Source organism: Atopomonas hussainii, assembly GCF_900109735.1.
GTDB classification, from domain to species: Bacteria; Pseudomonadota; Gammaproteobacteria; order Pseudomonadales; family Pseudomonadaceae; genus Atopomonas; species Atopomonas hussainii.
On record NZ_FOAS01000014.1, the window covers coordinates 76434 to 101519 of the forward strand.

At 58.0% G+C, this 25086-nt stretch carries 26 protein-coding genes; 14 read left to right on the plus strand and 12 right to left on the minus strand.

Annotated features, from left to right (window positions below; all coding sequences use genetic code 11):
- The first annotated feature begins 40 nt into the window (after positions 1–40).
- From BMX80_RS14235 to BMX80_RS14265, 7 genes are all read left to right on the plus strand, one after another.
- Complete coding sequence (locus BMX80_RS14235; RefSeq protein ID WP_074869818.1) at positions 41–880, plus strand: DMT family transporter; 840 nt, start codon at positions 41–43, stop codon at positions 878–880.
- A 64-nt stretch (positions 881–944) separates the two neighbouring features.
- Positions 945–2315 carry an adenylosuccinate lyase gene (gene purB, locus BMX80_RS14240; protein WP_074869721.1) on the plus strand — a complete coding sequence of 457 codons (1371 nt, stop codon included), beginning with the start codon at positions 945–947 and terminating at the stop codon, positions 2313–2315.
- Between the two features lie 66 nt (positions 2316–2381).
- Positions 2382–3554, plus strand: a complete 1173-nt coding sequence (locus tag BMX80_RS14245) for a ribosomal protein uL16 3-hydroxylase (RefSeq protein WP_074869723.1) — start codon at positions 2382–2384, stop codon at positions 3552–3554.
- Positions 3547–3975, plus strand: coding sequence for a GNAT family N-acetyltransferase (locus tag BMX80_RS14250; protein WP_074869726.1), 429 nt, complete (start codon positions 3547–3549; stop codon positions 3973–3975). Before BMX80_RS14245 ends, BMX80_RS14250 begins: the two co-directional genes overlap by 8 nt.
- A complete protein-coding gene (locus tag BMX80_RS14255) occupies positions 3972–4604 on the plus strand; it encodes a DUF7931 domain-containing protein (RefSeq protein ID WP_074869729.1) in 633 nt (210 codons plus the stop codon). Before BMX80_RS14250 ends, BMX80_RS14255 begins: the two co-directional genes overlap by 4 nt.
- A complete protein-coding gene (locus BMX80_RS14260) occupies positions 4604–5407 on the plus strand; it encodes a secretin N-terminal domain-containing protein (RefSeq protein ID WP_235821653.1) in 804 nt (267 codons plus the stop codon). Before BMX80_RS14255 ends, BMX80_RS14260 begins: the two co-directional genes overlap by 1 nt.
- Before the next feature lie 352 nt (positions 5408–5759).
- Positions 5760–7355, plus strand: a complete 1596-nt coding sequence (locus BMX80_RS14265; RefSeq protein WP_074869735.1) for an isocitrate lyase — start codon at positions 5760–5762, stop codon at positions 7353–7355.
- Positions 7356–7497: 142 nt separating this feature from the next.
- On the opposite strand, the gene murB is transcribed toward BMX80_RS14265, so the two are convergent.
- The 8 genes from murB to BMX80_RS14305 form a co-directional block, all read right to left on the minus strand.
- Positions 7498–8511 (minus strand): UDP-N-acetylmuramate dehydrogenase, encoded by a 1014-nt coding sequence (murB, locus tag BMX80_RS14270; protein WP_074869738.1) that lies wholly within the window; start codon positions 8509–8511, stop codon positions 7498–7500.
- Positions 8508–8972: a low molecular weight protein-tyrosine-phosphatase gene (locus BMX80_RS14275; protein WP_074869819.1), complete on the minus strand. Its 465-nt coding sequence runs from the start codon at positions 8970–8972 to the stop codon at positions 8508–8510. The genes murB and BMX80_RS14275 overlap by 4 nt, the downstream gene beginning before the upstream one ends.
- Positions 8972–9733, minus strand: a complete 762-nt coding sequence (gene kdsB, locus BMX80_RS14280; RefSeq protein ID WP_074869741.1) for a 3-deoxy-manno-octulosonate cytidylyltransferase — start codon at positions 9731–9733, stop codon at positions 8972–8974. The genes BMX80_RS14275 and kdsB overlap by 1 nt, the downstream gene beginning before the upstream one ends.
- Positions 9734–9736: 3 nt before the next feature.
- On the minus strand, positions 9737–9922 hold the full coding sequence (locus tag BMX80_RS14285; RefSeq protein WP_071872412.1) for a Trm112 family protein: 186 nt from the start codon (positions 9920–9922) through the stop codon (positions 9737–9739).
- A 9-nt stretch (positions 9923–9931) separates the two neighbouring features.
- Positions 9932–10936, minus strand: coding sequence for a tetraacyldisaccharide 4'-kinase (gene lpxK, locus BMX80_RS14290; RefSeq protein WP_074869743.1), 1005 nt, complete (start codon positions 10934–10936; stop codon positions 9932–9934).
- On the minus strand, positions 10937–11362 hold the full coding sequence (locus BMX80_RS14295; RefSeq protein WP_071872414.1) for an ExbD/TolR family protein: 426 nt from the start codon (positions 11360–11362) through the stop codon (positions 10937–10939).
- Complete coding sequence (locus tag BMX80_RS14300) at positions 11359–11991, minus strand: MotA/TolQ/ExbB proton channel family protein (RefSeq protein ID WP_071872415.1); 633 nt, start codon at positions 11989–11991, stop codon at positions 11359–11361. Before BMX80_RS14300 ends, BMX80_RS14295 begins: the two co-directional genes overlap by 4 nt.
- An 80-nt stretch (positions 11992–12071) precedes the next feature.
- Positions 12072–14273 (minus strand): DNA internalization-related competence protein ComEC/Rec2, encoded by a 2202-nt coding sequence (locus BMX80_RS14305; protein ID WP_074869744.1) that lies wholly within the window; start codon positions 14271–14273, stop codon positions 12072–12074.
- 57 nt (positions 14274–14330) lie between these two features.
- Between BMX80_RS14305 and BMX80_RS14310 the strand changes: the two genes are divergently transcribed.
- Entirely contained in the window at positions 14331–14858 is a 528-nt protein-coding gene (locus tag BMX80_RS14310) for a DUF2062 domain-containing protein (RefSeq protein ID WP_074869821.1), read from the plus strand.
- Between the two features lie 3 nt (positions 14859–14861).
- Here BMX80_RS14310 and BMX80_RS14315 read toward each other — a convergent pair whose 3' ends face one another.
- From BMX80_RS14315 to BMX80_RS14330, 4 genes are all read right to left on the minus strand, one after another.
- Positions 14862–15161, minus strand: coding sequence for a ComEA family DNA-binding protein (locus tag BMX80_RS14315; RefSeq protein WP_074869746.1), 300 nt, complete (start codon positions 15159–15161; stop codon positions 14862–14864).
- Positions 15162–15259: 98 nt separating this feature from the next.
- Positions 15260–15724, minus strand: a complete 465-nt coding sequence (gene sixA, locus BMX80_RS14320) for a phosphohistidine phosphatase SixA (RefSeq protein WP_074869751.1) — start codon at positions 15722–15724, stop codon at positions 15260–15262.
- Entirely contained in the window at positions 15721–16065 is a 345-nt protein-coding gene (locus tag BMX80_RS14325) for a DUF4389 domain-containing protein (RefSeq protein WP_139214151.1), read from the minus strand. Before BMX80_RS14325 ends, sixA begins: the two co-directional genes overlap by 4 nt.
- A 24-nt stretch (positions 16066–16089) precedes the next feature.
- Positions 16090–17124 carry an NAD(P)H-dependent glycerol-3-phosphate dehydrogenase gene (locus BMX80_RS14330; RefSeq protein ID WP_071872419.1) on the minus strand — a complete coding sequence of 345 codons (1035 nt, stop codon included), beginning with the start codon at positions 17122–17124 and terminating at the stop codon, positions 16090–16092.
- Positions 17125–17430: 306 nt separating this feature from the next.
- Between BMX80_RS14330 and BMX80_RS14335 the strand changes: the two genes are divergently transcribed.
- The 6 genes from BMX80_RS14335 (at position 17431) to BMX80_RS14360 (ending at position 24684) form a co-directional block, all read left to right on the plus strand.
- Positions 17431–19431, plus strand: coding sequence for a TonB-dependent receptor plug domain-containing protein (locus BMX80_RS14335; RefSeq protein ID WP_235821652.1), 2001 nt, complete (start codon positions 17431–17433; stop codon positions 19429–19431).
- A 3-nt stretch (positions 19432–19434) separates the two neighbouring features.
- On the plus strand, positions 19435–20337 hold the full coding sequence (locus tag BMX80_RS14340) for a hypothetical protein (RefSeq protein WP_074869755.1): 903 nt from the start codon (positions 19435–19437) through the stop codon (positions 20335–20337).
- Entirely contained in the window at positions 20334–22274 is a 1941-nt protein-coding gene (locus tag BMX80_RS14345; protein ID WP_074869758.1) for a response regulator, read from the plus strand. The genes BMX80_RS14340 and BMX80_RS14345 overlap by 4 nt, the downstream gene beginning before the upstream one ends.
- A 115-nt stretch (positions 22275–22389) precedes the next feature.
- Entirely contained in the window at positions 22390–22905 is a 516-nt protein-coding gene (fabA, locus tag BMX80_RS14350; RefSeq protein ID WP_071872422.1) for a 3-hydroxyacyl-[acyl-carrier-protein] dehydratase FabA, read from the plus strand.
- 10 nt (positions 22906–22915) lie between these two features.
- Positions 22916–24133: a beta-ketoacyl-ACP synthase I gene (fabB, locus tag BMX80_RS14355; protein ID WP_074869761.1), complete on the plus strand. Its 1218-nt coding sequence runs from the start codon at positions 22916–22918 to the stop codon at positions 24131–24133.
- A 116-nt stretch (positions 24134–24249) separates the two neighbouring features.
- Complete coding sequence (locus BMX80_RS14360; RefSeq protein WP_074869765.1) at positions 24250–24684, plus strand: thioesterase family protein; 435 nt, start codon at positions 24250–24252, stop codon at positions 24682–24684.
- Positions 24685–25086 lie beyond the last annotated feature (402 nt).

The following is a 25086-nucleotide window of genomic DNA, read 5'->3' on the forward strand; positions in this document are numbered from 1 at the left end:
AGTGATCACCACACGCCAGCAGCGCATTCTGCCCGGCGCCATGCTGCTGGCGTTATCCGCGTTATTGTTCTCCCTCATGGGTGTGGGTATTCGCGAACTCTCAACCACTGTGAATAACGAGTCAGTGGTGTTTTTCCGCAATCTCGTCGGCGTGCTGTTCTTCTTGCCTTTAGTGTTCTGGCGCGGCGTGGCGCCACTGAAAACTACGCGACTACGCTCACACCTTTGGCGGGCCTTTTTTGGCTTGGCGGCGATGTACTGCTTCTTCTACGCCATCGCCCACCTGCCGCTGGCCGACGCCATGCTGTTTACCTATTCGGCGCCGGTGTTTACCCCGTTTATCGCCTACTTTTGGCTTAAAGAGCCACTGACGAAAAAGATCGCCGCCGCGGCTGCCATCGGCTTTTGCGGTGTGTTGTTAGTCGCCAAGCCATCGGACGCAATTTTTGAAGCGATTGCACTGGTCGGCCTTGCCGCGAGCATTCTGGCCGCCTTTGCGTTTGTCTCGATTCGCGAAATGAGTGACAGCGAGCCGGCGTTTCGCATTGTGTTTTATTTCGCCCTGTTCAGCACCCTGCTCTCGGCCATTCCTATGCTGTGGGCTTGGCAGCCACTTAACGCGCAGCAGTTAAGCCTGCTGGCGCTTGTAGGCGTGTTGGCCACCACCAGCCAGATCATCATGTCCAAGGCTTACAGTTTGGCGCCGCCAGGGGTGATTGGCCCGTTTGCTTATCTGGCCATTGTGTTCTCAGCGCTGATTGCTTGGTGGCAGTGGCACGAGGTGCCGAGCCTGTCGTCTTGCATAGGAGCTGTGCTGATCTTTATTTCCAGCTTGGCGGCACTCTGGGCCAATCGTCAGCCAAGCAATAACAAAGGCTGAGCCAACGGCGCTTTTGGTGTATAGTTTGCCGCCTTTTTTTCTTGCCCTCCTGACGAGAACAACCATGCAGCTTTCCACGCTCACGGCGGTTTCCCCCGTCGACGGCCGCTACGCCAGCAAAGCCGACGCCCTGCGCCCCATCTTCAGTGAATTTGGTTTGATTCGTTTCCGCGTTATTGTGGAAATCCGCTGGCTGCAACGCTTGGCCGCGCACCCGCAAGTGCAAGAAGTCGCGCCCTTCTCGGCAGAAGCGCAAGCGCTGCTGAACAACTTGGCCGACAACTTCAACGTGGAACACGCGCAGCGCATCAAAGAAATCGAGCGCACCACTAACCACGACGTGAAAGCCGTGGAGTACTTCCTCAAGGAACAGGTAAAAAACCTGCCTGAGCTGGACAAGATCAACGAATTTATCCACTTCGCCTGCACCAGCGAGGACATCAACAACCTGTCCCACGCCCTAATGCTGCGCGAAGGCCGCGACCAAGTATTGCTGCCACTGATGCGCAAAGTTGCTAACGCCATCCGCGCCCTGGCCCAGCAGCAAGCCGAAGTGCCCATGCTGTCGCGCACCCACGGCCAGCCGGCATCGCCCTCCACCATGGGCAAAGAAATGGCCAACGTCGTGTACCGCCTTGAACGGCAAATCGCTCAAGTGGCTGCCGCACCGCTGCTGGGCAAGATCAATGGCGCGGTGGGCAACTACAACGCGCACCTGTCGGCCTATCCCGAAATCGACTGGCAAGCCAACGCGCAAGCCTTTATCGAGCAAGATTTGGGCTTGGCATGGAACCCCTACACCACCCAGATCGAGCCGCACGACTACATCGCCGAGCTGTTCGACGCAGTAGCGCGCTTCAACACCATCCTGATCGACTTCGATCGCGATGTGTGGGGCTACATCAGCTTGGGCTTCTTCAAGCAAAAAACCGTCGCCGGTGAAGTGGGCTCGTCCACCATGCCGCACAAGGTCAACCCGATCGACTTCGAAAACAGCGAAGGCAATCTGGGCATCGCCAACGCCTTGCTGCAGCACTTGGCCAGCAAGTTGCCGATTTCCCGCTGGCAGCGCGACCTGACTGACTCCACCGTACTGCGTAACTTAGGTGTAGGCTTAGCGCACAGCCTGATCGCCTACGAAGCTAGCCTCAAAGGCATCGGCAAGCTGGAAATCAACGTGCAGCGCCTAGCCGACGACCTGAACAATTGCTGGGAAGTGCTCGCCGAGCCGATCCAGACCGTGATGCGCCGCTACGGCGTTGCCAACCCGTACGAGAAGCTCAAGGAAATGACCCGCGGCAAAGGCATCACTGCCGACGCGCTGAAGGTCTTTATCGACAGCCTTGAGATTCCGCAGCAAGCCAAAGACGAGCTGCACGCCATGACCCCGGCCAACTACATCGGCAACGCGGTCGCGCAGGCCAAAGCTATCTAAGGCAAATCAAGCACTTACGACGCCCGGCCAGTCGGCCGGGCGTTTTTGTTTTTTTAGCGAGTTAACATGCCCCACAACATCCCCCTCGCCCTTTTGGGCGGCCTGACTGCCGACGAATTTCTGCGTAACTATTGGCAGCAAAAGCCGCTACTGGTGCGCAACGCCATCGAAGACTTCGAAAGCCCCCTAAGCCCCGACGAGCTGGCTGGTCTTGCGCTGGAAGAAGAAGTCGAATCGCGGCTGATTCTGGAAAAAGGCGTTGAGCCCTACGAACTGCGCCGCGGCCCCTTCGTGGAAGAAGACTTCCAAGAACTGCCGAAAAGCCACTGGACCTTGCTAGTGCAGGCGGTTGATCAGTTCGTGCCGGAAGTCGCCGAGCTGCTGGAGCAGTTCCGTTTTCTGCCCAGCTGGCGCATCGACGACGTGATGATCAGCTACGCCACCTATGGCGGCGGCGTTGGCCCGCATTACGACAACTACGACGTATTCCTCCTGCAAGGCATGGGCCAGCGCCGCTGGCGCGTCGGCCAGCTGTGCGACAGCACCTCGCCGCTGATGCAGCACAGCGACCTGCGCATTCTTAACGAATTTAACGGCAGCGACGACTGGGTATTAAACCCCGGCGACATGCTCTATCTGCCGCCGCGCTTGGCGCACTTCGGCACCGCCGACAGCGACGATTGCATGACCTACTCGGTGGGCTTCCGCGCGCCCAGCGCCGCCGAAGTGCTGACCCACTTCACCGACTTCCTCGCTCAGCATTTGCCCGATGAAGAGCGCTACAGCGACGCTGCGTGCAAGCCCGCAGAAGACCCCAGCGAGATCGACGGCGAATCGCTCGAGCGCCTCAAGGCCCTGCTCGACAAGCACATGCAAGACAAAGGCGCGCTGCTGACTTGGTTCGGCCAGTTTATGACCGAGCCGCGCTACCCGGAGCTGGTGGAAGGCGAAGACATCGACGAAGACCAACTGCTCGACGCCCTCGAAGACGGTGCCGTGCTGGTGCGCAACCCCAGCGCGCGACTGGCCTGGGCCGAACGCGACGATGACCTAGTGATCTTTGTCAGCGGCTTATCGCGCGGCATGCCGGTTGAGCTGCGCGACTTCTTAAAACTGGTGTGCACCGCCGACTGCCTGCACGCAGAAAACCTGCTGGATTGGATCGAGTTCGACGACGCGCGCCTGCTGCTGGTAGAACTGCTCAAACAAGGCAGCTTGGAGTTTGCCGACGATGAGTGATATCCACGTACGCCTCGCCGACTGGCAGGCCGACCAAGCGCTGCTGACAGCCATTCGCCAAGCCGTGTTCATTGACGAACAAGCTGTGCCAGCGGAGCTGGAGTGGGACGCCGAAGACGCCCGCTGCCAGCACTTGCTGGCCATGGCCGGCGATACCGCGATTGGCACCGCCCGCCTGCTCGCCGATGGGCATATTGGCCGTGTTGCGGTATTAAAAGACTGGCGCGGTCATCAAGTCGGCCTTAAGTTGATGCAAGCCGCCATGCAGTTAGGCCTTGAGCAAGGCATGCGTGTGTTTCTGCTTTCTGCACAGGTTCACGCCATCGCCTTCTATGAGCGCTTAGGCTATCAAGTGACCAGCGAGCCTTATGACGACGCTGGCATTCCCCACGTCGATATGCGTTACGAGCACCCAGCATGAGCCAAGACCGCCCCAGCGATGCCCCCGATACCCGCGAAGAACTGCCCGCTATCGAGTTTGCATCCCCGGGGCGGTTTAGCATTCACAACCCCGAAGAAATCAGCAAAGACGTCGCCCACGTAGAGCCAGCGCCCTTTGTGCTGGGCGAACACCTAAGTCTTGAGCGCTTTAGCGAAGCCAACGCCGCCCGCGCCCACGCACTGGCTTTAGTGCAGCAAGCCCGTTTAGAGCTGTGCCTGTACAGCCCCGACGGCGAGCCTTGGCTGTATAACCACAGCGCGCTACGCGACGCCTGCCAGCGTTTTTTGCTGCAAAGCCCCAAAGCCCGCCTGCGCATTCTGCTCGGCGACAGCCAACGGATGATTCGCCACGGCCACGTGCTGCTGCAGCTTTGCCGCAAGTTCACCTCGCAAACCGACATTCGCCTGCGCCACCCCGAATACCCCGACAGCGGCGATGCCTATTTGCTGGTCGACCAGCGCGCCTACCTGCGCCGCCCAGAAGTCGACAGCTACGCCGGCTACGCGTGGTATCACGAGCCGGCAAAAGGCCGCCAGCGCGCTAATCTGTTTGAACAGCATTGGAATACCAGTCAATTCGATCCCAACCTACGGAGCCTGCCGCTGTGATCCGTTTGCTTGCCCTCACCCTCTGCCTGTTCAGCGCCTTAAGCTGGGCCGCGCCGCGCACTGAGATTATTCAGCTCAACTACAACACCGCGGAAGATTTGCTGCCCACAGTGCAGTCTATTTTGGGCAGCGAAGGCCGCGTGTCTGCTTACGGCAATCAGCTGATTATCAATGCCGAACACCAGAAGATTCGTGAAGTGCAGGACGTGCTGCGCCAGTTGGACAAAAGCCCGCAACGCTTGCTGATTACCGTGGACACCAGCAGCGACAGCCAGCTCAACGAGCGCGGCTATCGGGTTGACGGCGAACTCTCCGCCGGCGGCGTAAGCGTGATCAGTGGTGACGGCGAAATCGACGACAAAGACCAAGTACGGATTATTCGCCGCACCACCGAAACCCGTGGCGGCGGCCAGCAACAAGTACAAGCCACTGAAGGCTATCCCGCGTTTATTCAGATCGGCCAAAGCGTGCCACTGACCACCAACACCGTGACGCCCTACGGCGGCTGGAGTAATACCCAATACCGCGACGTCACCCGCGGCTACTACGTGACCGTCACCTTAAGCGGCAATATCGCGCATATCACCCTTTCCAGCCGTAACGACCGCCTGAGCCAAAGCCAACCCGGGGTGATCGACACCCAGAGCACCGACACGCGTCTAACCACGCGACTTGGCGAGTGGGTGACCTTTGGCGGCATCAGTGAATCATCAAGCGGCAACGACAGCGATTTTCTGCGCAACAAAACCACCCAAGGCCGTGAGGACGTTACCTTGCGCCTCAAGGTGGAGACCATGAACTGACGCTCGTCGTTTTTGTAGTGCCAGCAACAAACTCACTACAAAATTGATTTGACGTCAGCCGGTTTGCAGCGCATCATTTGCGCACCCGATAGCCAGAGGCGCTTAGATGCCTCCGTGAAACAACAGGTCACCCCAGGTTGTTTCTCGTGTCTCAGGGGCCCACAAGGCAGTTGAGTAGGGTTACGACTGGAAACAGATCGTCCTGAGGGACGGGAACACTGTGTGGTTACGGCCTTGCGCCGTCCCTGTGTATCGCCTCCTCGTACGCCGCCTCCATTCGCAATCCTATCGTCTTGTTTGCCCCAGCCTAGCTTCGGACTGTGCTTGAACAATCACTAACGTAGGATTGACCATGTCTGCATATCAAAACGACATCAAAGCCGTTGCCGCTCTGAAAGAAACTTTCGGCAGCAGCTGGAGCGCCATCAACCCAGAATCCGTAGCTCGTATGCGTGCCCAGAACCGCTTCAAGACCGGTCTGGACGTTGCCAAGTACACTGCGGCCATCATGCGCAAAGACATGGCTGAGTACGATGCTGATTCTTCTGTGTACACCCAGTCGCTGGGTTGCTGGCACGGCTTCATCGGTCAGCAGAAGCTGATCTCCATCAAGAAGCACCTGAAGACCACCAACAAGCGCTACCTGTACCTGTCCGGCTGGATGGTTGCTGCTCTGCGTTCTGAGTTCGGCCCGCTGCCTGACCAGTCCATGCACGAGAAAACTGCCGTTGCTGCGCTGATCGAAGAGCTGTACACCTTCCTGCGTCAAGCTGACAGCCGTGAGCTGGACCTGCTGTTCACCGCTCTGGACGCTGCCCGCGACGCTGGCGACAAGGCCAAGGCTGAAGAAATCCAGAAGCAAATCGACAACTACGAAACTCACGTAGTGCCGATCATCGCCGACATCGACGCTGGTTTCGGTAACCCGGAAGCCACCTACCTGCTGGCTAAGAAGATGATCGAAGCCGGTGCTTGCTGCATCCAGATCGAAAACCAAGTATCTGACGAGAAGCAGTGTGGCCACCAGGACGGCAAAGTAACCGTTCCGCACGCTGACTTCCTGGCCAAGATCGCCGCTGTACGTTACGCCTTCCTTGAGCTGGGCGTTGATGACGGCGTGATCGTTGCCCGTACTGACTCCCTGGGTGCTGGCCTGACCAAGCAAATCGCTGTAACCAACGAGCCGGGCGACCTGGGCGACCAGTACAACTCGTTCCTGGATTGCGACGAAATCTCCGAAGCCGAGCTGGGCAACGGTGACGTAGTGATCAAGCGTGACGGCAAGCTGCTGCGTCCGAAGCGTCTGCCTTCTAACCTGTTCCAGTTCCGTAAGGGCACTGGTGAAGCGCGCTGCGTACTGGACTGCATCACCTCGCTGCAGAACGGCGCTGACCTGCTGTGGATCGAAACCGAGAAGCCGCACGTTGGCCAGATCGCAGAAATGGTTAACGAAATTCGTAAGACCATCCCGAACGCCAAGCTGGTGTACAACAACAGCCCGTCGTTCAACTGGACTCTGAACTTCCGTCAGCAGGTATTCGATGCCATGGTTGCTGAAGGCAAGGACGTTTCTGCTTACGACCGCGCTAACCTGATGAGCGTTGAGTACGACGAAACCGAACTGGCTGCTGCCGCTGATGAGAAGATCCGTACCTTCCAGCGCGACGGTTCTGCTCAGGCCGGTATCTTCCACCACCTGATCACTCTGCCGACCTACCACACTGCGGCCCTGTCTACCGACAACCTGGCCAAAGGCTACTTCGCCGACCAAGGCATGCTGGCCTACGTGAAGGGCGTTCAGCGTCAAGAAATCCGTCAGGGCATCGCCTGCGTGAAGCACCAGAACATGGCTGGTTCCGACATCGGCGACAACCACAAAGAGTACTTCGCTGGCGAAGCCGCTCTGAAAGCCGGCGGTAAAGACAACACCATGAACCAGTTCGGCTGATACTCAGCAGACTGTTCCTAGTGTTTGAGAGAGGCCACCTTCGGGTGGCCTTTTTCTTGGCCGCGTTTTTTAAGCAACTAAATGCAGGCATAAAAAAACCGGCGCAAGGCCGGTTCTTGTTTAGCTAATTGCCTAGCCTGTGCTAGATCACGATCGGCTCAATCTCTAAATCCACCGCAAACCGTGCGGCAATATCGGCACGAATCGACTGCGCCAGCGCATAAATCTGCGCCCCTGTAGCACTGCCGTAATTTACCAACACCAAAGCCTGCTCACGATGCACACCGGCATCGCCCTCGCGGTGCCCTTTCCAACCCGCTTGCTCAATTAACCAGCCCGCCGCCAACTTCACTTGCCCGCCAGTTTGCGGGTAATGCGGCATCGCTGGGTATTGCGCCAACAACGCTTGGGCTTGCTCGGCACTCACCAACGGATTTTTAAAGAAGCTACCCGCGTTACCCAGTTTGGCTGGGTCTGGCAGCTTCTCACTTCGCACCGCGCACACCACGGCAGCAACGTCTTGCGCTGTCGGCGCAAGCACGCCCGCTAAGCGCTGACGAATTGGCCCGTAATCCACAGCAAGCTCGGCATGCTCCAGCGCGGTGAGTAAAAAGCGCACACGCAGGATAATCCAGCGCCCCGGCTCACGCTTAAAGCAGCTGTCACGGTAGGCAAAGGCGCACTGCTGAGGCAGAAGCGTGACCTGTTCGCCACGCTGGCAATCCCACGCATCCAGCGAATGCAGCCGATCTGCCAGCTCAACACCATAAGCACCGATGTTTTGTACCGGCGCGGCGCCGACTGTGCCGGGGATTAAAGACAGGTTTTCCAACCCCGCCCAGCCCTGCGCTAAGGTCCATTGCACAAACGGATGCCAAGCCTCACCGGCTTCGGCCTCGATAATCGCTTGCTCGCCCTGCTGTTCAAGCACCCGTTTGCCACGTGTAGCCATGTGCAGCACAAAAGCCGGCAGGTCTTGTGTCAGTAATAAGTTACTACCGCCACCCAGCACAAACAGCGGCAAGCCAGAAGCCGCTTGCTGCTCAAGCGCTGCAGATAATTGCTCAGCCACCTCTAGCCGGCAGAACTGCGCGGCGTTCGCCGGCAAGGCGAAGGTATTCAGTGCTCGCAGTGACGCATTGCTGACGGACTTCACAGCTGCTCCCGAACCCTTTGCAGCAAGGCATCGCTGGCCGCTTCGATCAAATCCAACACCTGTTCAAAGCCATCGGCGCCGCCGTAGTACGGGTCTGGCACTTCGCTTTCGCTTAAATCCGCCAAGGGCAAAAACAACTGCGGCTGTGTGCCACCGGCGAACTGACGGAGCTTCTGCAGATCAGCCAGATTGCTGCGATCCATCGCTAACACCCAGTCAAACCGAGCAAAATCAGTCGGTTGCACTTGGCGAGCACGCAAAGTCTCAAGATCGTATCCGCGCTGCTTGGCTGCCGCACGGGTGCGGCTGTCCGGCGATTTGCCGATATGCCACGCCGCAGTGCCGGCTGAGTCGATCTCAACGTGCTCGGCCAAACCCGCCGCTGCCACTTTGGCGCGAAATACGCCTTCGGCGGTGGGCGAGCGACAAATATTGCCTAAACAAACAAACAGCACACGAATCATGTACGACCTGCTAACAGCTGCCGCACGCGGGCTAAGTCTTCTGCGGTATCCACGCCCGCTGGCGGTGCTTCCAGCGCATCGGCCACATGAATCGCCACGCCATGCCACAAGGCGCGCAGCTGCTCTAGGCACTCGGTGTTTTCATAGTCACACGGCCCCCAGCGCACAAAGTCACGCAAGAAGCCAGCACGGTAGGCATAGATGCCGATATGGCGACGGAACGGCACACCCGTCGGCAGCGCGTCACGATTAGCGGCGAAGGCATCGCGTGCCCACGGTAGCGGCGCACGCGAGAAGGTCAGCGCCAAGCCTTGCGCATTGCTCACCACCTTCACCACGTTAGGGTTAAACAGACTCGCTGCATCGCTGATCGGCTCGGCCAGCGTAGCAATCCCCGCTTGCGGGTTCGCGGCTAAATTGGCCGCTACTTGATCGATAATCGCCGGCGGAATCAACGGCTCATCGCCCTGCACATTCACCACCAAGGCATCGTCAGGCAGACCTAACTGATCAGAGACTTCAGCCAGGCGATCGGTGCCAGAGTTATGCTCGGCGCGGGTCATCACCACTTCGGCACCGAAGGCCTGGCAAGCGGCTTGAATGCGCGCGTCGTCCGTTGCCACCACTACACGCCCGGCAGCGCTTTTTTTCGCCTGCTGCCACACATGCTGAATCATCGGCAGGCCGGCAATCTCTTGCAGCGGTTTGCCGGGCAGGCGCGACGAGGCATAACGCGCCGGAATCACCACAGTAAACATGGGTTATTTATCCAGACGTTCGTCAACGGTTAAGGTGCGTGCTTCGCCTTCCAGCATCACTGGAATACCGTCGCGAATCGGGTAAGCCAAGCCATCGGCCTTGCAGATCAGTTCGTGTTGATCGTCGCTGAGCTTCAGCGGGCCTTTGCACAGGGGGCAGGCGAGAATATCGAGCAGTTTCGGGTCCATGGTGACACCTCAAACAGAGTGGGTACGCACCTTCGCCAAGAGTTGCTCATCCAGCCATGCGGTGAAGGCTGCCGACAGCTCCGCATCGACGGCCAAATACCACCAGTTATCGCGGGCAAACGCGCGGCATTTAACTGCGTCTTTTTCGGTCATCACCAGCGGCAATTCATCAGCCGGCAACGACGCGGCGGTATAGATAGCGTGATCGGCGAAGGCATGCCGAATCGGGCGCCAGTGTAACCCTTCCAAGGTAGTGAAGAAACGCTCGGGATTGCCAATGCCAGCAACCGCGTGCAGGGTTTGCCCGCTGGCAAAGTGGCTGAGCGCAACACGCTGCCCGCTCCGCACATTCACCAGCATGATGGGGCGCAACTGCATGGCGTAGCCGGAGGCATCATCCTGCAATGCCCCGTTGAGCAAGCAGGCATCGACATCATGCAGTCGCTCCAGCGGCTCACGCAGTGGCCCAGCCGGCAGACAGCGACCATTGCCTAAACCGCGCGCATGATCAATCACCACCAGCTCTAGGTCGCGACCTAGCGCATGGTGCTGCAAGCCATCGTCACTTAAGAGGATATCCAGCGGCTCTTGGGCAAGCAGCGCTTGCGCCGCACGCGGACGATCTGGGTCGATCATCAACGGCACGCCGCTGCGCTGCACCAGCATCAATGGCTCGTCGCCACATTCGGCAGCCTTGCCATCGGCGGTAACGCGCCACGGATAACTCGGCGGCTGAGCGCCATAACCACGACTGACCACGCCAACGCGCAAGCCCAGCTGCCGACAGCGCTCGATTAGCCAGAGAATGGTCGGCGTCTTGCCCGTGCCGCCGACGGTGATATTGCCCACCACCAGCACAGGGACAGGGGCGCGGTAGACGACTTTCTCACCGCTTAAAAACTGCTGCCGCTGGCGGGCAACCACCTTGCGGTAGAGGCCCTCCAGCGGAGTGAGTACGTTGAGCAGCGGGTGCCCCTCATACCAAGCCTGCTGCAACCAGCGCGAAAGCCCCACTTACGGCGCCTCACTGGCCTCAACGGTGGTAATGCGTAAGCGCGCAAAGCCCAGCTTGCCGGCGGCATCCATGGCAATCACCACGGCTTGGTGCGGAGTATTGGCATCGGCACTGATCACCACAGGCAACTCGGCATTGCCCTTGGATTCGCGCTGTAAAGCGGCCATCAAGGTGCTCAAATCGTGCTTATTGAGGTTTTGCCCGTTAAGGGCAAACTCACCGCCGGCACTGATCAAAATTTCCAGCGTGTCTGGGGTTTGCTCAGCTGGCGCGGCGCTGCTGGCTTCCGGCAGATCAACGCGTAACTGCGTTTCGCGGGTGAACGTGGTGGTCACCACGAAAAACAGCAGCAGAATGAACACCACATCGATGAGTGAGGCCAGATTGATGCTGACCTCTTCACGGGGGCGGCGACGGAACTTCACGCCTTGCCCTCGCCCATGTCCACGTCACGGTTGCCTTGCACGACTTCCACCAGCTTGACCGCTTCTTGCTCCATACCGACGACCAGTTCGTCGACACGGCGCTGCAAATAGCGATGGAAGAACAGCGCAGGAATTGCCACCATCAAACCAGCGGCGGTGGTGATCAAGGCCTTCGAAATACCACTGGCGAGAATCGGCGCATTGGCCATGCCGGCACCGGTGAAGGCGCTAAAAATCTCGATCATCCCCAGCACAGTACCGAGCAAGCCCAGCAGCGGCGCAACCGCAGCAATAGTGCCGAGGGCGTTGAGGTATTTTTCCAAGTCGTGAATCACGCGCTGCGCGGCTTCTTCGATGCACTCTTTCATGATCTCGCGACCATGCTTGGAGTTCGCCAAACCGGCGGCAAGAATTTCCCCCAGCGGCGAGTCGGAGCGCAGCTCGCGCAGCTTTTGACTGTTCAGTTGTTTCTCTTTGATCCAGCGCCACACTTGGCCGACCAAGTGCGCCGGTGTGACCTTACTGGGGCGCAGCGACCATAAACGCTCAGCCGTAATGGCTGCCGCCACGATCGAGCTCAAGATAATCGGCAGCATCATCCAACCGCCTGCCTTGACCAATTCCCACACAGCAAGATCCCCCAAAAATCATGGACTTATAATGGTGCGCCACTGTAGCACAGGCGCACTGGACAACAGCGCGGCAGCTCTCATTTTTCGCGCCAGAATCCCCAGCGGGCAACGGCACGCTCCGGCTGCGGGCTATCGCCACCTAGACGCCAACGTAGGCTGCCATCGACGCCGGTATCGTATATCAGGCTTGCCGCTGCTCGGTAGCGCGCCAACACCGCCGGATGCGGATGAGCAAAGGCGTTATACGCCCCGCGACTAAACACGACATGAGCCGGCTTAAGCGTTTGAATAAACCGTGCCGATGATGAACTGTTGCTGCCATGATGCGGCGCAATCAGCCAATCGGCGCTCAGCCATGCTTCGCGAAGTAGCGCTGCCTCTTCACGCTGGCCGATATCACCGGTCAGCAACACCGACTGATCTCTTGCACGCACGTGCAGTACACACGAGGCGGCGTTTCCCTCTTCGCCTTCGGCCTGCCAAAGCCTAAAGCTCACCCCCTGCCACTGCCATGTTTGATGGGCTAAGCAGGGGCTACTGTCTGGCAAAGCCTCGCCGGCAATGACTGCTTTGGTTGGGATTTGCTGGGTCAGCACTTGCAGCCCTCCAGCGTGGTCATTGTCGGCATGACTGATGAGCAAAACATCCAACGCCGGCCAGCCGCGTTGACGTAAATATGGGATAACGACCTGCTCCGCTCGACTGCCGCCAGCCCAAGCGCTACCGGTGTCGTAAAGCAACACCTGCTCGGCCGTTTCAACCAGCACAGCCAGCCCCTGCCCTACATCTAATACAGTGATCTGCGCCTGACCGTGCGGCGGACGCTCCTTAGGCCAGAGCAACCCAAGCACTAACAAAGGAACCGCCAAACCATAAAGCGGCATGATTCTGGGCAACAGCAGTAATAAAGAGGCCAGCAACAACAAGGCAGACTGCCAACCACTGATCATGGGCAGCGGCCAGCTGCCGGCGTGCTCCACAAGCCAGGTAAAAAATGCAAAGCACATCGTTAGCAATGCACCGGCCAGCGACAGCACGACTTCAGCCGCACTGCTGACCGGCAATAGCAAGCAGCCCAGCAAAGCCAGCGGTACAACCACAAACCCCAGCAAAGGGATGGCCACTAAATTAGCCAACAAGCCAAGTCCACTGCCGGGCAAGTCGTGCCAATTCAGCCAGGGCAGCAAGGCCCAGCCAATTAACCATTGCAGGGCGATTAGTTCGAGCCACCACGACCGCCGGAGCAAGCGCCCGTGGGCGTATGCCAAGAGCAGCGCCACCGCCACGAACGACAGCCAAAAGCCTGCCTGCAAGGGCGCCATCGGCTGTAATAGCAGCACCAAGAGCAGCGCCAACCACCACGCCAGCCACGGGCTTAAGGCCCGCGCGCCCCAGCGGCAGAGCAGAAACACCAGCAACATCAGCCAAGCACGTTGCACCGGCAAAGACCATGCAGCCAACCAGGCGTACAGCGTGGCCAACAGCAAGCTCACGCAAAAAGCGGCGTCCCGCCAATACTCACTGGCGGGCACCCAAGGGATGCGTCGCAGCACACTGACCAAGCCAAAGGCAAACGCCGCCAGCAGCGCAATGTGTGAGCCAGACACCACAAACAAGTGCACCGTGCCGGTTTGCTGCAATAACGCCCAGCGCTCAGCCGCCATTGCACTGCCATCGGCCAGCGTGAGCGCCAGCAAGGCATCGGTATTGGGCACATCGAGCGCTAATAACTGCTCACGCAAGCGTTGGCGAAAGCTGGCCTGCGGCACATCCTCCAAGAGCTGCGCCTGCTTAACCACGGCATAAGCACCAACCCCTTGGCTGGCCAACCAGCGCGCTTTGTCGAAGCCCGCGAAGCTGGTCAAGCCAGCCTGGCGCCTCAGGCTAACCAACCAACGCCATTGCTGGCCCTGCTTAAGCGCAGGCGCCTCTGGCCACACCAGCCATATTTTTTCTGGCAGACGTGTCCGTCGCGAATAGGCACCCTCTACCAACAGCGCTGCCGTTGTGGCGTGCCATTGTGGTGCGTGCTCAATCTGTGCGGTTACCCATAAACGTGCGCCATCGAAGCGCGGCTCTAAGCGGTCAGCCTGCCAGCTCGATAGCGACCACTGCGCCACTGCCAAGCCGGCAAATAAGCTGGCTACAACGAGCCAACGCTTGGCAACCAAGAAGCCGATCAACAATAACGTCAACAGAAGATGGCTAGACTCAAGAGATGCCGGAAACACCCGTATACACAGCAAGCCCACAACAAAGGCGATTAGTCCTTTGTGCATATAGAGCCCTCGGCGCTTTGTCGGCATAATAGCCGCGCCTCAGCGAGTCGAATGAACATGCCCCGCCGTATCATCAAGCGCTATTTGCCCAGCCCCGAAGCGATCAAAAGCAACAAGTCTTTGCGCTTTATGGGGGACGTGATTCATGACCCAAACCTTTGGCATCTCAATCGGCATTCCGTTGCGCGGGCTATGGCAGTGGGCCTCTTCTGGGCATTAATCCCCATGCCGATGCAAATGGTCGCCGCCGCCATTTTTGCGGTGATGTGGCGGGCCAACCTACCCATTTCCATCGCCTTGGTGTGGCTGACCAACCCACTGACCATGCCGCCAATTTTTTATTGCACCTATAAACTCGGCGCTTGGATGCTCGACACGCCGCCGTTAGCGTTTCCAGAGAAACTAGACTTGGCTTGGTTTGAGCAGATTTTCTTAGAACACTGGCAGCCGCTGTATGCTGGCTCTGTGGTAATCGGCCTTGGCATGGCCGTGTTGGGCTATTTCACCGCCCATCTGCTATGGCGCTGGTGGGTGGCTAAAAGCTGGCGGCAACGCAAACAACGCCGCCTGCTCCGTAAACCCTAAGGGTTACTTCAAGCTCAATCGGGTGCGATTGTTTTCCAGAATCGCTGGCCCGATGCCCTTCACTTCCAACAACTCATCCAACGTCTGAAACGGCCCATGTTCGTTGCGGTAGGCCACAATCGCTTGCGCCTTGGCAGGGCCAACGCCGTGCAGAGCACGATCGAGGGTCGTTTCGTCAGCAGTATTGATGTTGATGGTGGCCACTTCGGCTTGCACCGCCGCAACGGGTTGCTCCGTAGCGACTGCCGCGTTAGCCATAGCCAAAGAAAGGGACAACAGAACAGCGTGCACATGATTGCGCATAGGATTCACCTCCTGTGAAAGTTGGATGCAGCACTTCCGAAGCTGCACAGCAAACCCTAGTCCAGCTTTAACTAAACACAAGCACGGCGAAAAAATATTTATGCGTGGCGGGTCTGCACAACGTGCATGAGTCCCGGCGCCACAAAATCGCCCTCCAGCGCCACTAAGCTTGCCGGCGCCATGGGGTAATAGCCTTGTAGATGCCCGTCAACCAATAGGCTGACTAACTGACTCACCAAGGGTTGATGGCTGACCAGCAAAACCTCCCAAACCTGTTCTTCGCCCTGCATGCGCTCCAGCGCATCAATCACCTGCTCAGGCGAAACATCGGGGGTTAGCCAGTCGACCGTTTGCGCCGTGAGCCCAAGTGGTCGCAGCACTTCGGCGCAGGTTTGCTGCGCACGCAGGTAAGGGCTGACGAAGACACGATCTATAGCGGCATGCTGAGCGATAAACTGCCCAACCCCTTGCGCCTGAGTGAGCCCCGTTGACGTCAGCGGGCGCTCTCGATCGCTAGCGGCCTGAGCCTGTGCTTCGCCATGGCGCAAAACCCAAACCTTCATAGTTTGGGTTCTTCATCGCGCGCCGGGTGGGCAGCCGGCGGTACAACATGCGCAGGCTCGCCCTGCGGGGCAGCGGCTGTTGGCCAATCAGCCACGGGCCAGGGCTTTTCATCGGTGTTAAAGGTCATAAAGCGGCCGATGTGCGCCATGAACTGACTCAAGCTGTCACCAAAGCTGAGCAAGTTGGCGCTTGGTGCGCCGTAAAACAGGCGGTAGCCCAGCTGCAAAAGCACCACCAAACCCAAGAGCATTTCGCCCAAGTGCCACGCGATAAAAAAGAACAACATCCATGCAAGCCGCAGAATCAATGACTCGCGTGCTTGCTGTTTGGCCATATCCATCGAGAGCTCTCCCTTGTGCATGGTTTAAACGTGATCGCTAAAGCCTTGTGTCGGAATGAAATCAACGTCACTTTTCGCTTCACCGCTCATTAATTGCGCAATGACTTGCTGCAAGGTCATCCCTTGGAAAATAACGGCAAACAGGCCAGCCACCAAGGGCATATAGACCCCCAGCTCATCGGCTTTTTCCTTAAGGGCCTTAAGCGTATTAACCCCTTCGGCGACCTGACCAAGCTCGCTCACCGCTTGCTCCAGCGTAGTGCCCTGCCCTAAAGCGTAGCCCACCTGAAAGTTACGGCTCTTCGGCGAGGTGCAGGTCACGATCAAGTCGCCCACCCCAGCCAAACCCAGGAACGTCATGGGGTTTGCGCCCAAATGCACGGCAAGCCGCGTCATTTCCGCCAACGCCCGAGTGATCAGCATGCTTTTGGTGTTCTCACCCATATCCAGCGCTGCGGCCATGCCGGCGATAATCGCGTAGACATTCTTTAGCGCACCACCCAGCTCAACCCCAAAACGATCACGACTGGCATAAACCCGCAAGGTGCGGCCATGCAAAGCGGACTGCACCGCTTTACAAAGCGCCTCATCCTCACTGGCAATCACTGTTGCGGTGAGTGCATTGGCGGCAATTTCGCCGGCAAGGTTGGGGCCGGACAGCACACCGATTGCAGCATCGGCAACCACTTCCTCGATGATTTGGCTCATCAGCTTGAAGCTGTGCTGTTCAATGCCTTTGGTGGTGCTGACAAGGTATTTGCCGTGCAAGCTGGCCGCAATGGGAGGCAACACACTGCGCAGCGCGCTCGAGGGCAAAGCGACAAAAATAAGCTGGCACTGCAGCAGCACCGCGCGCAAATCGGTGGTTGCCAAAATACCTTCCGGCAGCGCCACTTGGCTTAAATAGCGCGGGTTACGGCGTTCCAGATTAATGGCTTGCGCTTGCTCGCTATCGCGCATCCAAAACAAGACTTCACGACCATTTTCTGCCAACACCTTGGCCAAGGCGGTGCCAAAGCTGCCACCACCAAGTACCGCAACGGGTTGTTTTTCCTGCATAAAATCAGCCTCTTAGCTATTCAGGCTTGTCGTTAAAACGATGCGCGCACTATGGCGATTAATTACCTTAGATGCAAAACCTTGACTGTATTTTTCCACGATTCTGCCGATCACCCAGCATGCCGGCAAAAGACTGGCAATATCAAAGGCTTGGGTTAAGATACGGTGAAACAACAGTTAACTAAGGAGCTGCCATTGCGCCAAGGATTGCGACCACTTTGCGCAGCCTTATGGCTTTGCGCAGGCAGCTCAGCAGTAACTTCCCTGCCAATCGGCGCAGAGGACCTGTTCACTAATAGCAGTGAAGTGCCTGAAGTCCTCACCGCCACCCGCCTACGGCAACCCTCCACTGAAGTACCCGGCAGCGTCACAGTGCTAGACCGCGAGTTGATCCGCGCCTCTGGGGCACGCTCTATTCCCGAGCTTTTGCGCTTAGTGCCCGGCATGAAAGTGGGCTATCGCAACGGCAATCAGGTCAACGTTAATTATCACGGCACTAGCATTACTGAAGCACGGCGCATGCAAGTACTGGTCGATGGCCGCTCGGTGTACCGTCCGGGGCTTGCCAGTGTTGATTGGGTAGATATTCCACTGGCGATCGAAGATATCGAGCGCATTGAGGTATTCCGCGGCCCCAATACCGTCACTTACGGCGCCAACGCGCTGCAAGCCGTGGTCAATGTCATCACCCGCAACCCACAAGACAGCCTCGGCACACGCAGTAAAGTCACCGTCGGTGAGCGCGGCGTGCGTGAGTTTTACGGCTCGCATGGCTTTACCGCCGGCAACGCCAGTCTGCGTTTAAGCTTGGGTAGTCGCCAGTTCGATGGTTTCGATGAACTCGCCGACGGCAGCAATTACCACAATGGCAGCCACGCCGAATATTTCACCTTAAGTGCCCTGCATAACCTTGTCGGCGAGCAAACACTGGAATGGCAAGTGGGCGCCAAACAAGGTGAAAACGAGCGCCCTACGGAAGACTTTGGCCTGAGCGACCCAGATGTCGAAGCCGAAGACTACTTTGGTCTGATGCGCTGGAAAGGCGCGGTTTCAACCAGCCATGAGCTGCAGGTACAGGGGTATATCCAACAGCAAAACCGCAGCCAAGATTGGCATACACGGGTGCCGATTCCGTTGTTTGATCCGTCGCTGGGTAAGCTCTATCAATTAAATCCCCAGCTTGCGAATGCAACCGTTAAAAACCCATTTGCTGTTGTCGGCACTACGCCTGAAGAGACTGCACTGCTAACTGCGTTTCAAATGACGGTGGTAAACAACAACTGCATGACTTCATGCAACGAAAGCACCGGCACTACCCAAGCGCGCACCCACGAACGCCGCACCGATATAGAGCTGCAAGACACCTGGCGCCCCTTTGATAACTTCTCGCTGGTCAGCGGCTTAGGCGCGCGGCATGATCGCGCTGATTCGCAGACTTTTTTAGGCGGCACCGTCAGCAACGACAGTTGGCGAGCCTTCAGCAACGCGGAATGGCGCTTTGCACCGAATTGGCTGCTCAACGCTGGTGGCATGTTTGAGCATGACGAACTGTCGGGCAGCAACTTCTCTCCACGCATCGCATTGAACTGGCTATTCGTACCCGAGCAAAGCCTGCGCGCGGTTTATTCCGAAGCCGTACGCCGCCCCGACATGTTTGAGCAAAACGCGGTGTGGTCTTATCAGGGCCGCAATATGTCGCCGCTGATTAGCGGCAGCAGTACCGCCAGCTATTACCAAGTCGCGCGCGCGCCGGGCGACCTTGAGCCTGAGCACATTCATGCCAGCGAATTAGGCTGGAACGCCTACTGGAGCACCTGGCAGCTCTCCAGCGACATTCGTCTGTTTTATGAAGAGTTGCACAAACAGATCAGCGAACCGCTGCGCCTAGACAACTTCAACCCCAGCAATGCTAACCAGTCGCGCTTCCATGGCGCCGAAGGGCAATTAGACTGGCAAGCCAGCCCGCGTGACCGACTGCGCCTGACCTATGCGTATGTCGATAACACCGCGAGCGATAAAATTGATCGACGCCTCACCGCCCGCCATAGCGGTAGCGCCGGCTGGATGCACGAATGGAATCATGATTGGCACACCAGTGTGTTTTATTACGGCGCCGACCAGCTCAACGAATACCCCTTTGCCCGCACGGATTGGCGCTTGGCCAAGCGCTTTCAGCTGGCTCATGAGCAACGTCTCGAAATCGCCTTGATGTGGCAGTTACGTCTTGATGACGAGCCGCTTACTTGGGCCGAAAACAATCAGCGAAGCCGCTCGCAGTGGCTGCTAAGCGCCGAGCTGGACTTCTAAAGCATGCGGCGCACATGGATGTGGCAAACCTTCTGCAAACTGCTACTCGGCATGAGTCTGCTGGGCGGCGCCGCTATGTTGCAGGCAGCTTCTTTATGGGTGTTGGCCGAGCACGACACTGCCGCCGTACAAAGCTTCCAACACACCCTGCAAGCACAACGCCGACAAGACACCGTCAGCCTAGTGACCTTAAACCAAGCGGCAGCCACGCCTTCGCCGCAAGGTACGTGGATCTTACTCGGCGATAAGGCTCTCACCTGGCACCTGCAACACAATGCCAGCGCCCCGGCTTTAGCTTTGCTAATTAGCCAGCAACAAACTCAACACCTGAACATTCCAGCCAATCTGCCGCTGACTTTACTCTGGCGCGAGGCACCGGCCAGCCGGCAACTCAAGCTGGGGCAGCTATTAATGCCGCTGCATAGCCGTGTAGGGGTACTGTTCAGCGCCGCGAGCCAGCAGCAATTGAGGGCACTGGAGCAAACCGCGCAGCAGCGGCAGATCAAACTGGTCAGCAAATCATGGGATGGCACCTTCCCCTCTAGCCAAGTGCAGCGGGTTCTTGAAGACAGTCAGTGGCTATTGGCCCTCGATGACCCCAGCCTCTTCAACCCGACCACCATCAAACCCCTGTTGCTCGGTGCGTACCGGCAAAAGCGCGTGTTAATTGGCCCCAACGCTGGCTATGTACAGGCTGGCAGCTTAGCCAGCACTTATAGCGATCAGCAGGACTGGCTCAAGCAGCTCAACGAACTGCTCGACATGCCGGCCAAGCAACGGCCGCGCAGCGCCTTTGCGCGCTATTTCAAAGTCATGCTTAACCAGCAGGTTGCTCACTCGTTGGGCTTAACCAATGCTGACGCCGCGCAATTAGCCGAGCAGTTGCGCCAAGGAGAACAGCCATGAAGCTCAAACACAGCTGGGACATCCGTACCCGCACGCTGTTTATTAGCCTTGGCCCGGCCGTATTGCTGACGATTTTATTAACCGGCTTTTTTATGCAGCAGCGTTTGAGCGATTTACGTATTGAGCTTGAGCGCAACGGGCAAATGATTGCCGAGCAACTGGCACCCGCCGTCGAATACGCGGTGATTTCCGGCAACCTCACCGCGGTGGAAGGCCTGTTAGAAGCCACCCTCGAGACCACCCAAGTCCGCTTTATTGAGATCCGCAACGCCAGCAATCAGATGCTGGCCTTCCATGCCTCTAGCCAATACGACCAGCATAGCCGCGACGTGGCGGTGTTCTCCGCGCCGATCCGCTCTCAGCAGGTCAGCGTCGATAGCGAGCTGTTCGATGTACCCAGCCGCCCACAAACCAACTATGGCGCAACCATTGGCAAGGTGATGGTCGGGGTTTCCAACGATGCCTACTTAGTGCGCCAGCGTGACATTCTGCTGAGGGCCGGCGCGCTGATGCTGTTTGCCTTAAGCCTGACCTACGTGGTTGCGCGGCGCTTGGCTGCCAGCTTGTCGAAACCCCTCACGCAGATGGGCAGCAGCCTACAAGCCCTCAATGACGGCCAATACGATCAACGCCTACCGCGCTTTGACGAAGGCGAAATCGGCCAAGTCGCCGAACACATCAACACCCTGACACAAACCTTGACGCACAGCCGAGCCCAGCAAGAGCAAGCCATTGCTGAGCTGGTGCGCGCGCGCGAAGACGCCGAAGCCGCCAACCAAGCGAAAAGCGAATTTCTCGCCATGATGAGCCACGAGCTGCGCACCCCCATGAACGGCGTACTGGGTATGCTGCAGCTGCTCGAAACCACCGAACAAACCCACGAGCAAAGCGAATACACCTCGGTTGCGACTGAGTCCACCGAGCACTTGCTCAAAGTCATCAACGACATTCTCGACTTCTCCCGTATCGAGCGTGGTGCGCTGGAAATTGAGCGCATTCCTTTTGACTTGCACGACTTAGTGCATAACGCCGTACAGGTTTTTCAGCACAGCGCCGCGCAGCGCAACTTAGCCTTAGAGCTGGATTACGCCACCGAGCTAGACGCCCTAGAAGTTCGCGGCGACCCCACGCGCCTACGGCAAATCTTAGTGAACCTGATTGGCAACGCACTGAAGTTCACCGAGCAAGGTGGGGTGTATTTGACGGTGAAAGGCCAGCGTCTGGATGAAAATATCCTCTGGCTCAGCTGTGAAGTGCGCGACACCGGCATCGGTATCTCCGCCGACAACCTCAGCCGCATGTTCGATGCCTTTCAGCAAGCGGACACCTCCACTTCGCGGCGTTATGGCGGCACCGGGCTTGGTCTAGCCATCGCCCGCACCTTAGCGGAGCACATGGGCGGCAGCTTGCAAGCGCACAGCCAAGAAGGCGCAGGTTCAGTGTTTATTTTGGAAATCCCCCTGCCCTTTAACAGCAAAAAGCCCGCGCAAAAAGCCGCCAGCCGCGCGCTCAGCGACGAAGGCCAAGGGCAGCGTATATTGCTGGTTGAAGACAACCCCGTTAACCAAACCGTCATTGAGGCCATGTTACGGTCGCTGGGTTACGCGGTTACCTTGGTGGATGACGGCAGCCAAGCGGTACAACGTGCGCAAGAGCAGCACTTTGACCTGATCTTGATGGACTGCCGCCTTCCCTTAATGGATGGCTATGAAGCAACCCGACGCATTCGCCAGCTGGCCAACCCCATGGCACAGTGCCCAATCATTGCCCTGACCGCCAATGCGCTGCAGGGTGACCGTGAAGAATGTTTAGCCGCCGGTATGGACGACTACATGGCCAAGCCCTTCAAACGCGCCGACCTGCAAGAATTGATCGCTCACTGGCTTAAAACCCGACCGATGGCCGGTGGCGGTAGCACGACAAAAAATGAATCCTGATTCAGTTTACTGTGACTCGCTCTAGCCACCTGCTGTCTATGACAAGATCACAGCCCCAACGCTCAGGGGTTTGGACTTACGCGCACCCTGCCACAGGGACCACCAAGGAGCTTTTATGAGCAAACAAGCGGCCTATACCCGGGAAGAACTTTTAAGCTGCAGCCGCGGCGAACTGTTTGGCCCAGGTAATGCCCAGCTGCCGGCACCCAACATGCTAATGATGGACCGCATCACTCACATCAGCGAAACCGGCGGCAAATACGGCAAAGGCGAAGTGGTCGCCGAGCTGGATATCACCCCTGATTTGTGGTTCTTCGGTTGTCACTTCGAAGGCGACCCTGTAATGCCGGGCTGCTTAGGCCTAGATGCGATGTGGCAACTGGTGGGCTTTCACTTAGGCTGGCTGGGCCACCCCGGTCGTGGTCGTGCGTTGGGCTCTGGCGAGGTTAAGTTCTTCGGCCAAGTACTGCCCAGCGCGAAAAAAGTCACCTACACCCTGCATATTAAGCGCGTGATCAACCGCACCCTGATCATGGCGATTGCCGATGGCAGCGTAGCGGTTGATGGCCGCGAAATTTACAGTGCTGAAGGCCTGCGCGTAGGCCTGTTTACTTCTACCGACAATTTCTAAGGAGCCCGACATGCGTCGTGTCGTGATTACCGGTCTAGGCATTGTTTCGTGTCTGGGTAACGACAAAGCCACGGTCAGCAGCAATCTGCGCCAAGGCAAAAGCGGCATTCGTGCCAACCCCAGCTACGCCGAAATGGGCCTGCGTAGCCAAGTCTCTGGCAGCGTCGAGATCAATCTGGAAGAACTGATCGACCGCAAAGTGAAGCGCTTTATGGGCGATGCCGCTGCCTATGCCTATCTGGCCATGCAGCAAGCTATCGAAGACGCCAAGCTGTCTGAAGAGCAAGTCTCTAACGTACGCACGGGCTTAGTCGCTGGCTCCGGTGGCGCCTCCACCTTCAACCAAATGGAAGCGGTCGACACCCTGCGCGAGAAAGGCGTTAAGCGCGTTGGCCCCTACCGCGTGCCGCGCACCATGGGCAGCACAGTGTCGGCTTGTTTGGCCACACCGTTCCAGATCAAAGGCGTGAACTATTCGATTTCCTCGGCTTGTGCCACCAGTGCGCACTGTATTGGTCATGCGATGGAGCTGATCCAGCTCGGCAAGCAAGACATCGTGTTTGCTGGCGGCGGTGAAGAAGAACACTGGAGCCAGTCGTTCATGTTCGACGCCATGGGCGCGCTGTCGAGCAGCTATAACGACACCCCCGAGAAAGCCTCCCGCGCTTATGACGCTAACCGCGACGGTTTTGTTATCGCCGGTGGCGGCGGCATCGTGGTGGTGGAAGAACTGGAGCACGCACTCAAGCGTGGCGCACCGATTTATGCCGAAATCATCGGCTACGGCGCCACCAGCGATGGCTACGACATGGTAGCCCCGAGTGGCGAAGGCGCGATTCGCTGCATGCAGCAAGCGCTGGCCATGACCGACGGCAAGATCGACTACCTGAACACTCATGGCACCTCAACGCCAGTGGGCGATGTGGCCGAGCTGAAAGCCATTCGCGCTGTGTTTGCTGAGCAAGCGCCGCTGATTAGCTCGACCAAGAGCTTGTCCGGCCACTCCCTCGGCGCTGCCGGCGTACATGAGGCCATCTACAGCTTGCTGATGATGCAGGGCGACTATCTGACCGCCTCGGCCAACGTCGAAACCTTGGACGAGCAAGCCGAAGGTCTGCCGATTCTGCGCGAAACGTTGGAAAACCATCGTATCGATACGGTGATGTCCAACAGCTTCGGCTTCGGCGGCACTAACGCCACGCTGATTCTGCGTCGTTACAACGGCTAATCAATAACGCCTAAAGCGACAAACCTGCTGAACAACAGCCATCGTGCGCAAGCCGATGGCTGTTGTGCTTTCTGCGCGGTGTAAACTAGCGCCCCCAGCCTTATTGAGCAGTTCGCATGGCCCGTATCGACCTGAGTTATCCCGCCGAGTTATTCACCTACACCACCGCCATGCAGGTGCGCATCACCGATATCAATGCCGCCAACCACTTGGCCAACGACGCCATGATCAGCATGCTCAGCGAAGCACGAGCGCGCTATTTATTCGCCCTCGGCGTAGATGAAGCGCCGCACAATAGCGTGGGCATCATAGTCACCGATCTTGCCACCACTTATAAGGCCGAGGCTTACGCGCGGGACACCCTTGAGTTCGCCCTCGGCATGACCGACTTCAATGCCTACGGCGGCGACGTCATCTTCAAAGTCACCCGCCCTAGCGATCAGCGCCTGATCGCCGTGGCTAAATCGGGCTTTGTATTTTTCGACTATGCGGGCAAAAAAGTTGCGCCCATTCCGCAGGACTTCAAACACATGCTCGGTGCAAAGGACTAACCAATCGCGCTAAGCCGTCTATCTATGCCGGCCTATCTCTGTCTCTAGCTCTGCGCCTAGCGGCTGCTGACTAACACCCGCTAGGCCGGCCTGCTGCTTTATCGCGCATCACTGCGCACCGCAGTAACCCTGCGCACCAAAGCAGCTCTGCCCGCGCACCAAGATCACGCAGGCATAGGTTGCGCACGCACCGCCAGCGCGCACCATTGCGGCGCACAACGCTCACCGCCGCCTAGCAAAGCCACTAAATACAAGCCGCCACACATCTTGGCACGCCATCTGCTTTATTCAGGGCAGTGACCAATGGCGGTCATAGGCAACAGGACACAGGCGTCCCCGCAATCGCACCAACCAGACAAGGCTCGGGCTTGACTGGCATGGCGTGAACGCGCGGACGCTTTT

Bases quoted from the DNA above. Each gene is read 5' to 3' on its own strand.
- BMX80_RS14235 (WP_074869818.1), top strand. From the start codon at position 41: ATGCTGCTGGCGTTATCCGCGTTATTGTTCTCCCTCATGGGTGTGGGT.
- purB (WP_074869721.1), top strand. From the start codon at position 945: ATGCAGCTTTCCACGCTCACGGCGGTTTCCCCCGTCGACGGCCGCTAC.
- BMX80_RS14245 (WP_074869723.1), top strand. From the start codon at position 2,382: ATGCCCCACAACATCCCCCTCGCCCTTTTGGGCGGCCTGACTGCCGAC.
- BMX80_RS14250 (WP_074869726.1), top strand. From the start codon at position 3,547: ATGAGTGATATCCACGTACGCCTCGCCGACTGGCAGGCCGACCAAGCG.
- BMX80_RS14255 (WP_074869729.1), top strand. From the start codon at position 3,972: ATGAGCCAAGACCGCCCCAGCGATGCCCCCGATACCCGCGAAGAACTG.
- BMX80_RS14265 (WP_074869735.1), top strand. From the start codon at position 5,760: ATGTCTGCATATCAAAACGACATCAAAGCCGTTGCCGCTCTGAAAGAA.
- kdsB (WP_074869741.1), bottom strand. From the start codon at position 9,733: ATGTTTACTGTGGTGATTCCGGCGCGTTATGCCTCGTCGCGCCTGCCC.
- BMX80_RS14285 (WP_071872412.1), bottom strand. From the start codon at position 9,922: ATGGACCCGAAACTGCTCGATATTCTCGCCTGCCCCCTGTGCAAAGGC.
- BMX80_RS14305 (WP_074869744.1), bottom strand. From the start codon at position 14,273: ATGCACAAAGGACTAATCGCCTTTGTTGTGGGCTTGCTGTGTATACGG.
- BMX80_RS14310 (WP_074869821.1), top strand. From the start codon at position 14,331: ATGCCCCGCCGTATCATCAAGCGCTATTTGCCCAGCCCCGAAGCGATC.
- BMX80_RS14315 (WP_074869746.1), bottom strand. From the start codon at position 15,161: ATGCGCAATCATGTGCACGCTGTTCTGTTGTCCCTTTCTTTGGCTATG.
- sixA (WP_074869751.1), bottom strand. From the start codon at position 15,724: ATGAAGGTTTGGGTTTTGCGCCATGGCGAAGCACAGGCTCAGGCCGCT.
- BMX80_RS14325 (WP_139214151.1), bottom strand. From the start codon at position 16,065: ATGGATATGGCCAAACAGCAAGCACGCGAGTCATTGATTCTGCGGCTT.
- BMX80_RS14330 (WP_071872419.1), bottom strand. From the start codon at position 17,124: ATGCAGGAAAAACAACCCGTTGCGGTACTTGGTGGTGGCAGCTTTGGC.
- BMX80_RS14340 (WP_074869755.1), top strand. From the start codon at position 19,435: ATGCGGCGCACATGGATGTGGCAAACCTTCTGCAAACTGCTACTCGGC.
- BMX80_RS14345 (WP_074869758.1), top strand. From the start codon at position 20,334: ATGAAGCTCAAACACAGCTGGGACATCCGTACCCGCACGCTGTTTATT.
- fabA (WP_071872422.1), top strand. From the start codon at position 22,390: ATGAGCAAACAAGCGGCCTATACCCGGGAAGAACTTTTAAGCTGCAGC.
- fabB (WP_074869761.1), top strand. From the start codon at position 22,916: ATGCGTCGTGTCGTGATTACCGGTCTAGGCATTGTTTCGTGTCTGGGT.
- BMX80_RS14360 (WP_074869765.1), top strand. From the start codon at position 24,250: ATGGCCCGTATCGACCTGAGTTATCCCGCCGAGTTATTCACCTACACC.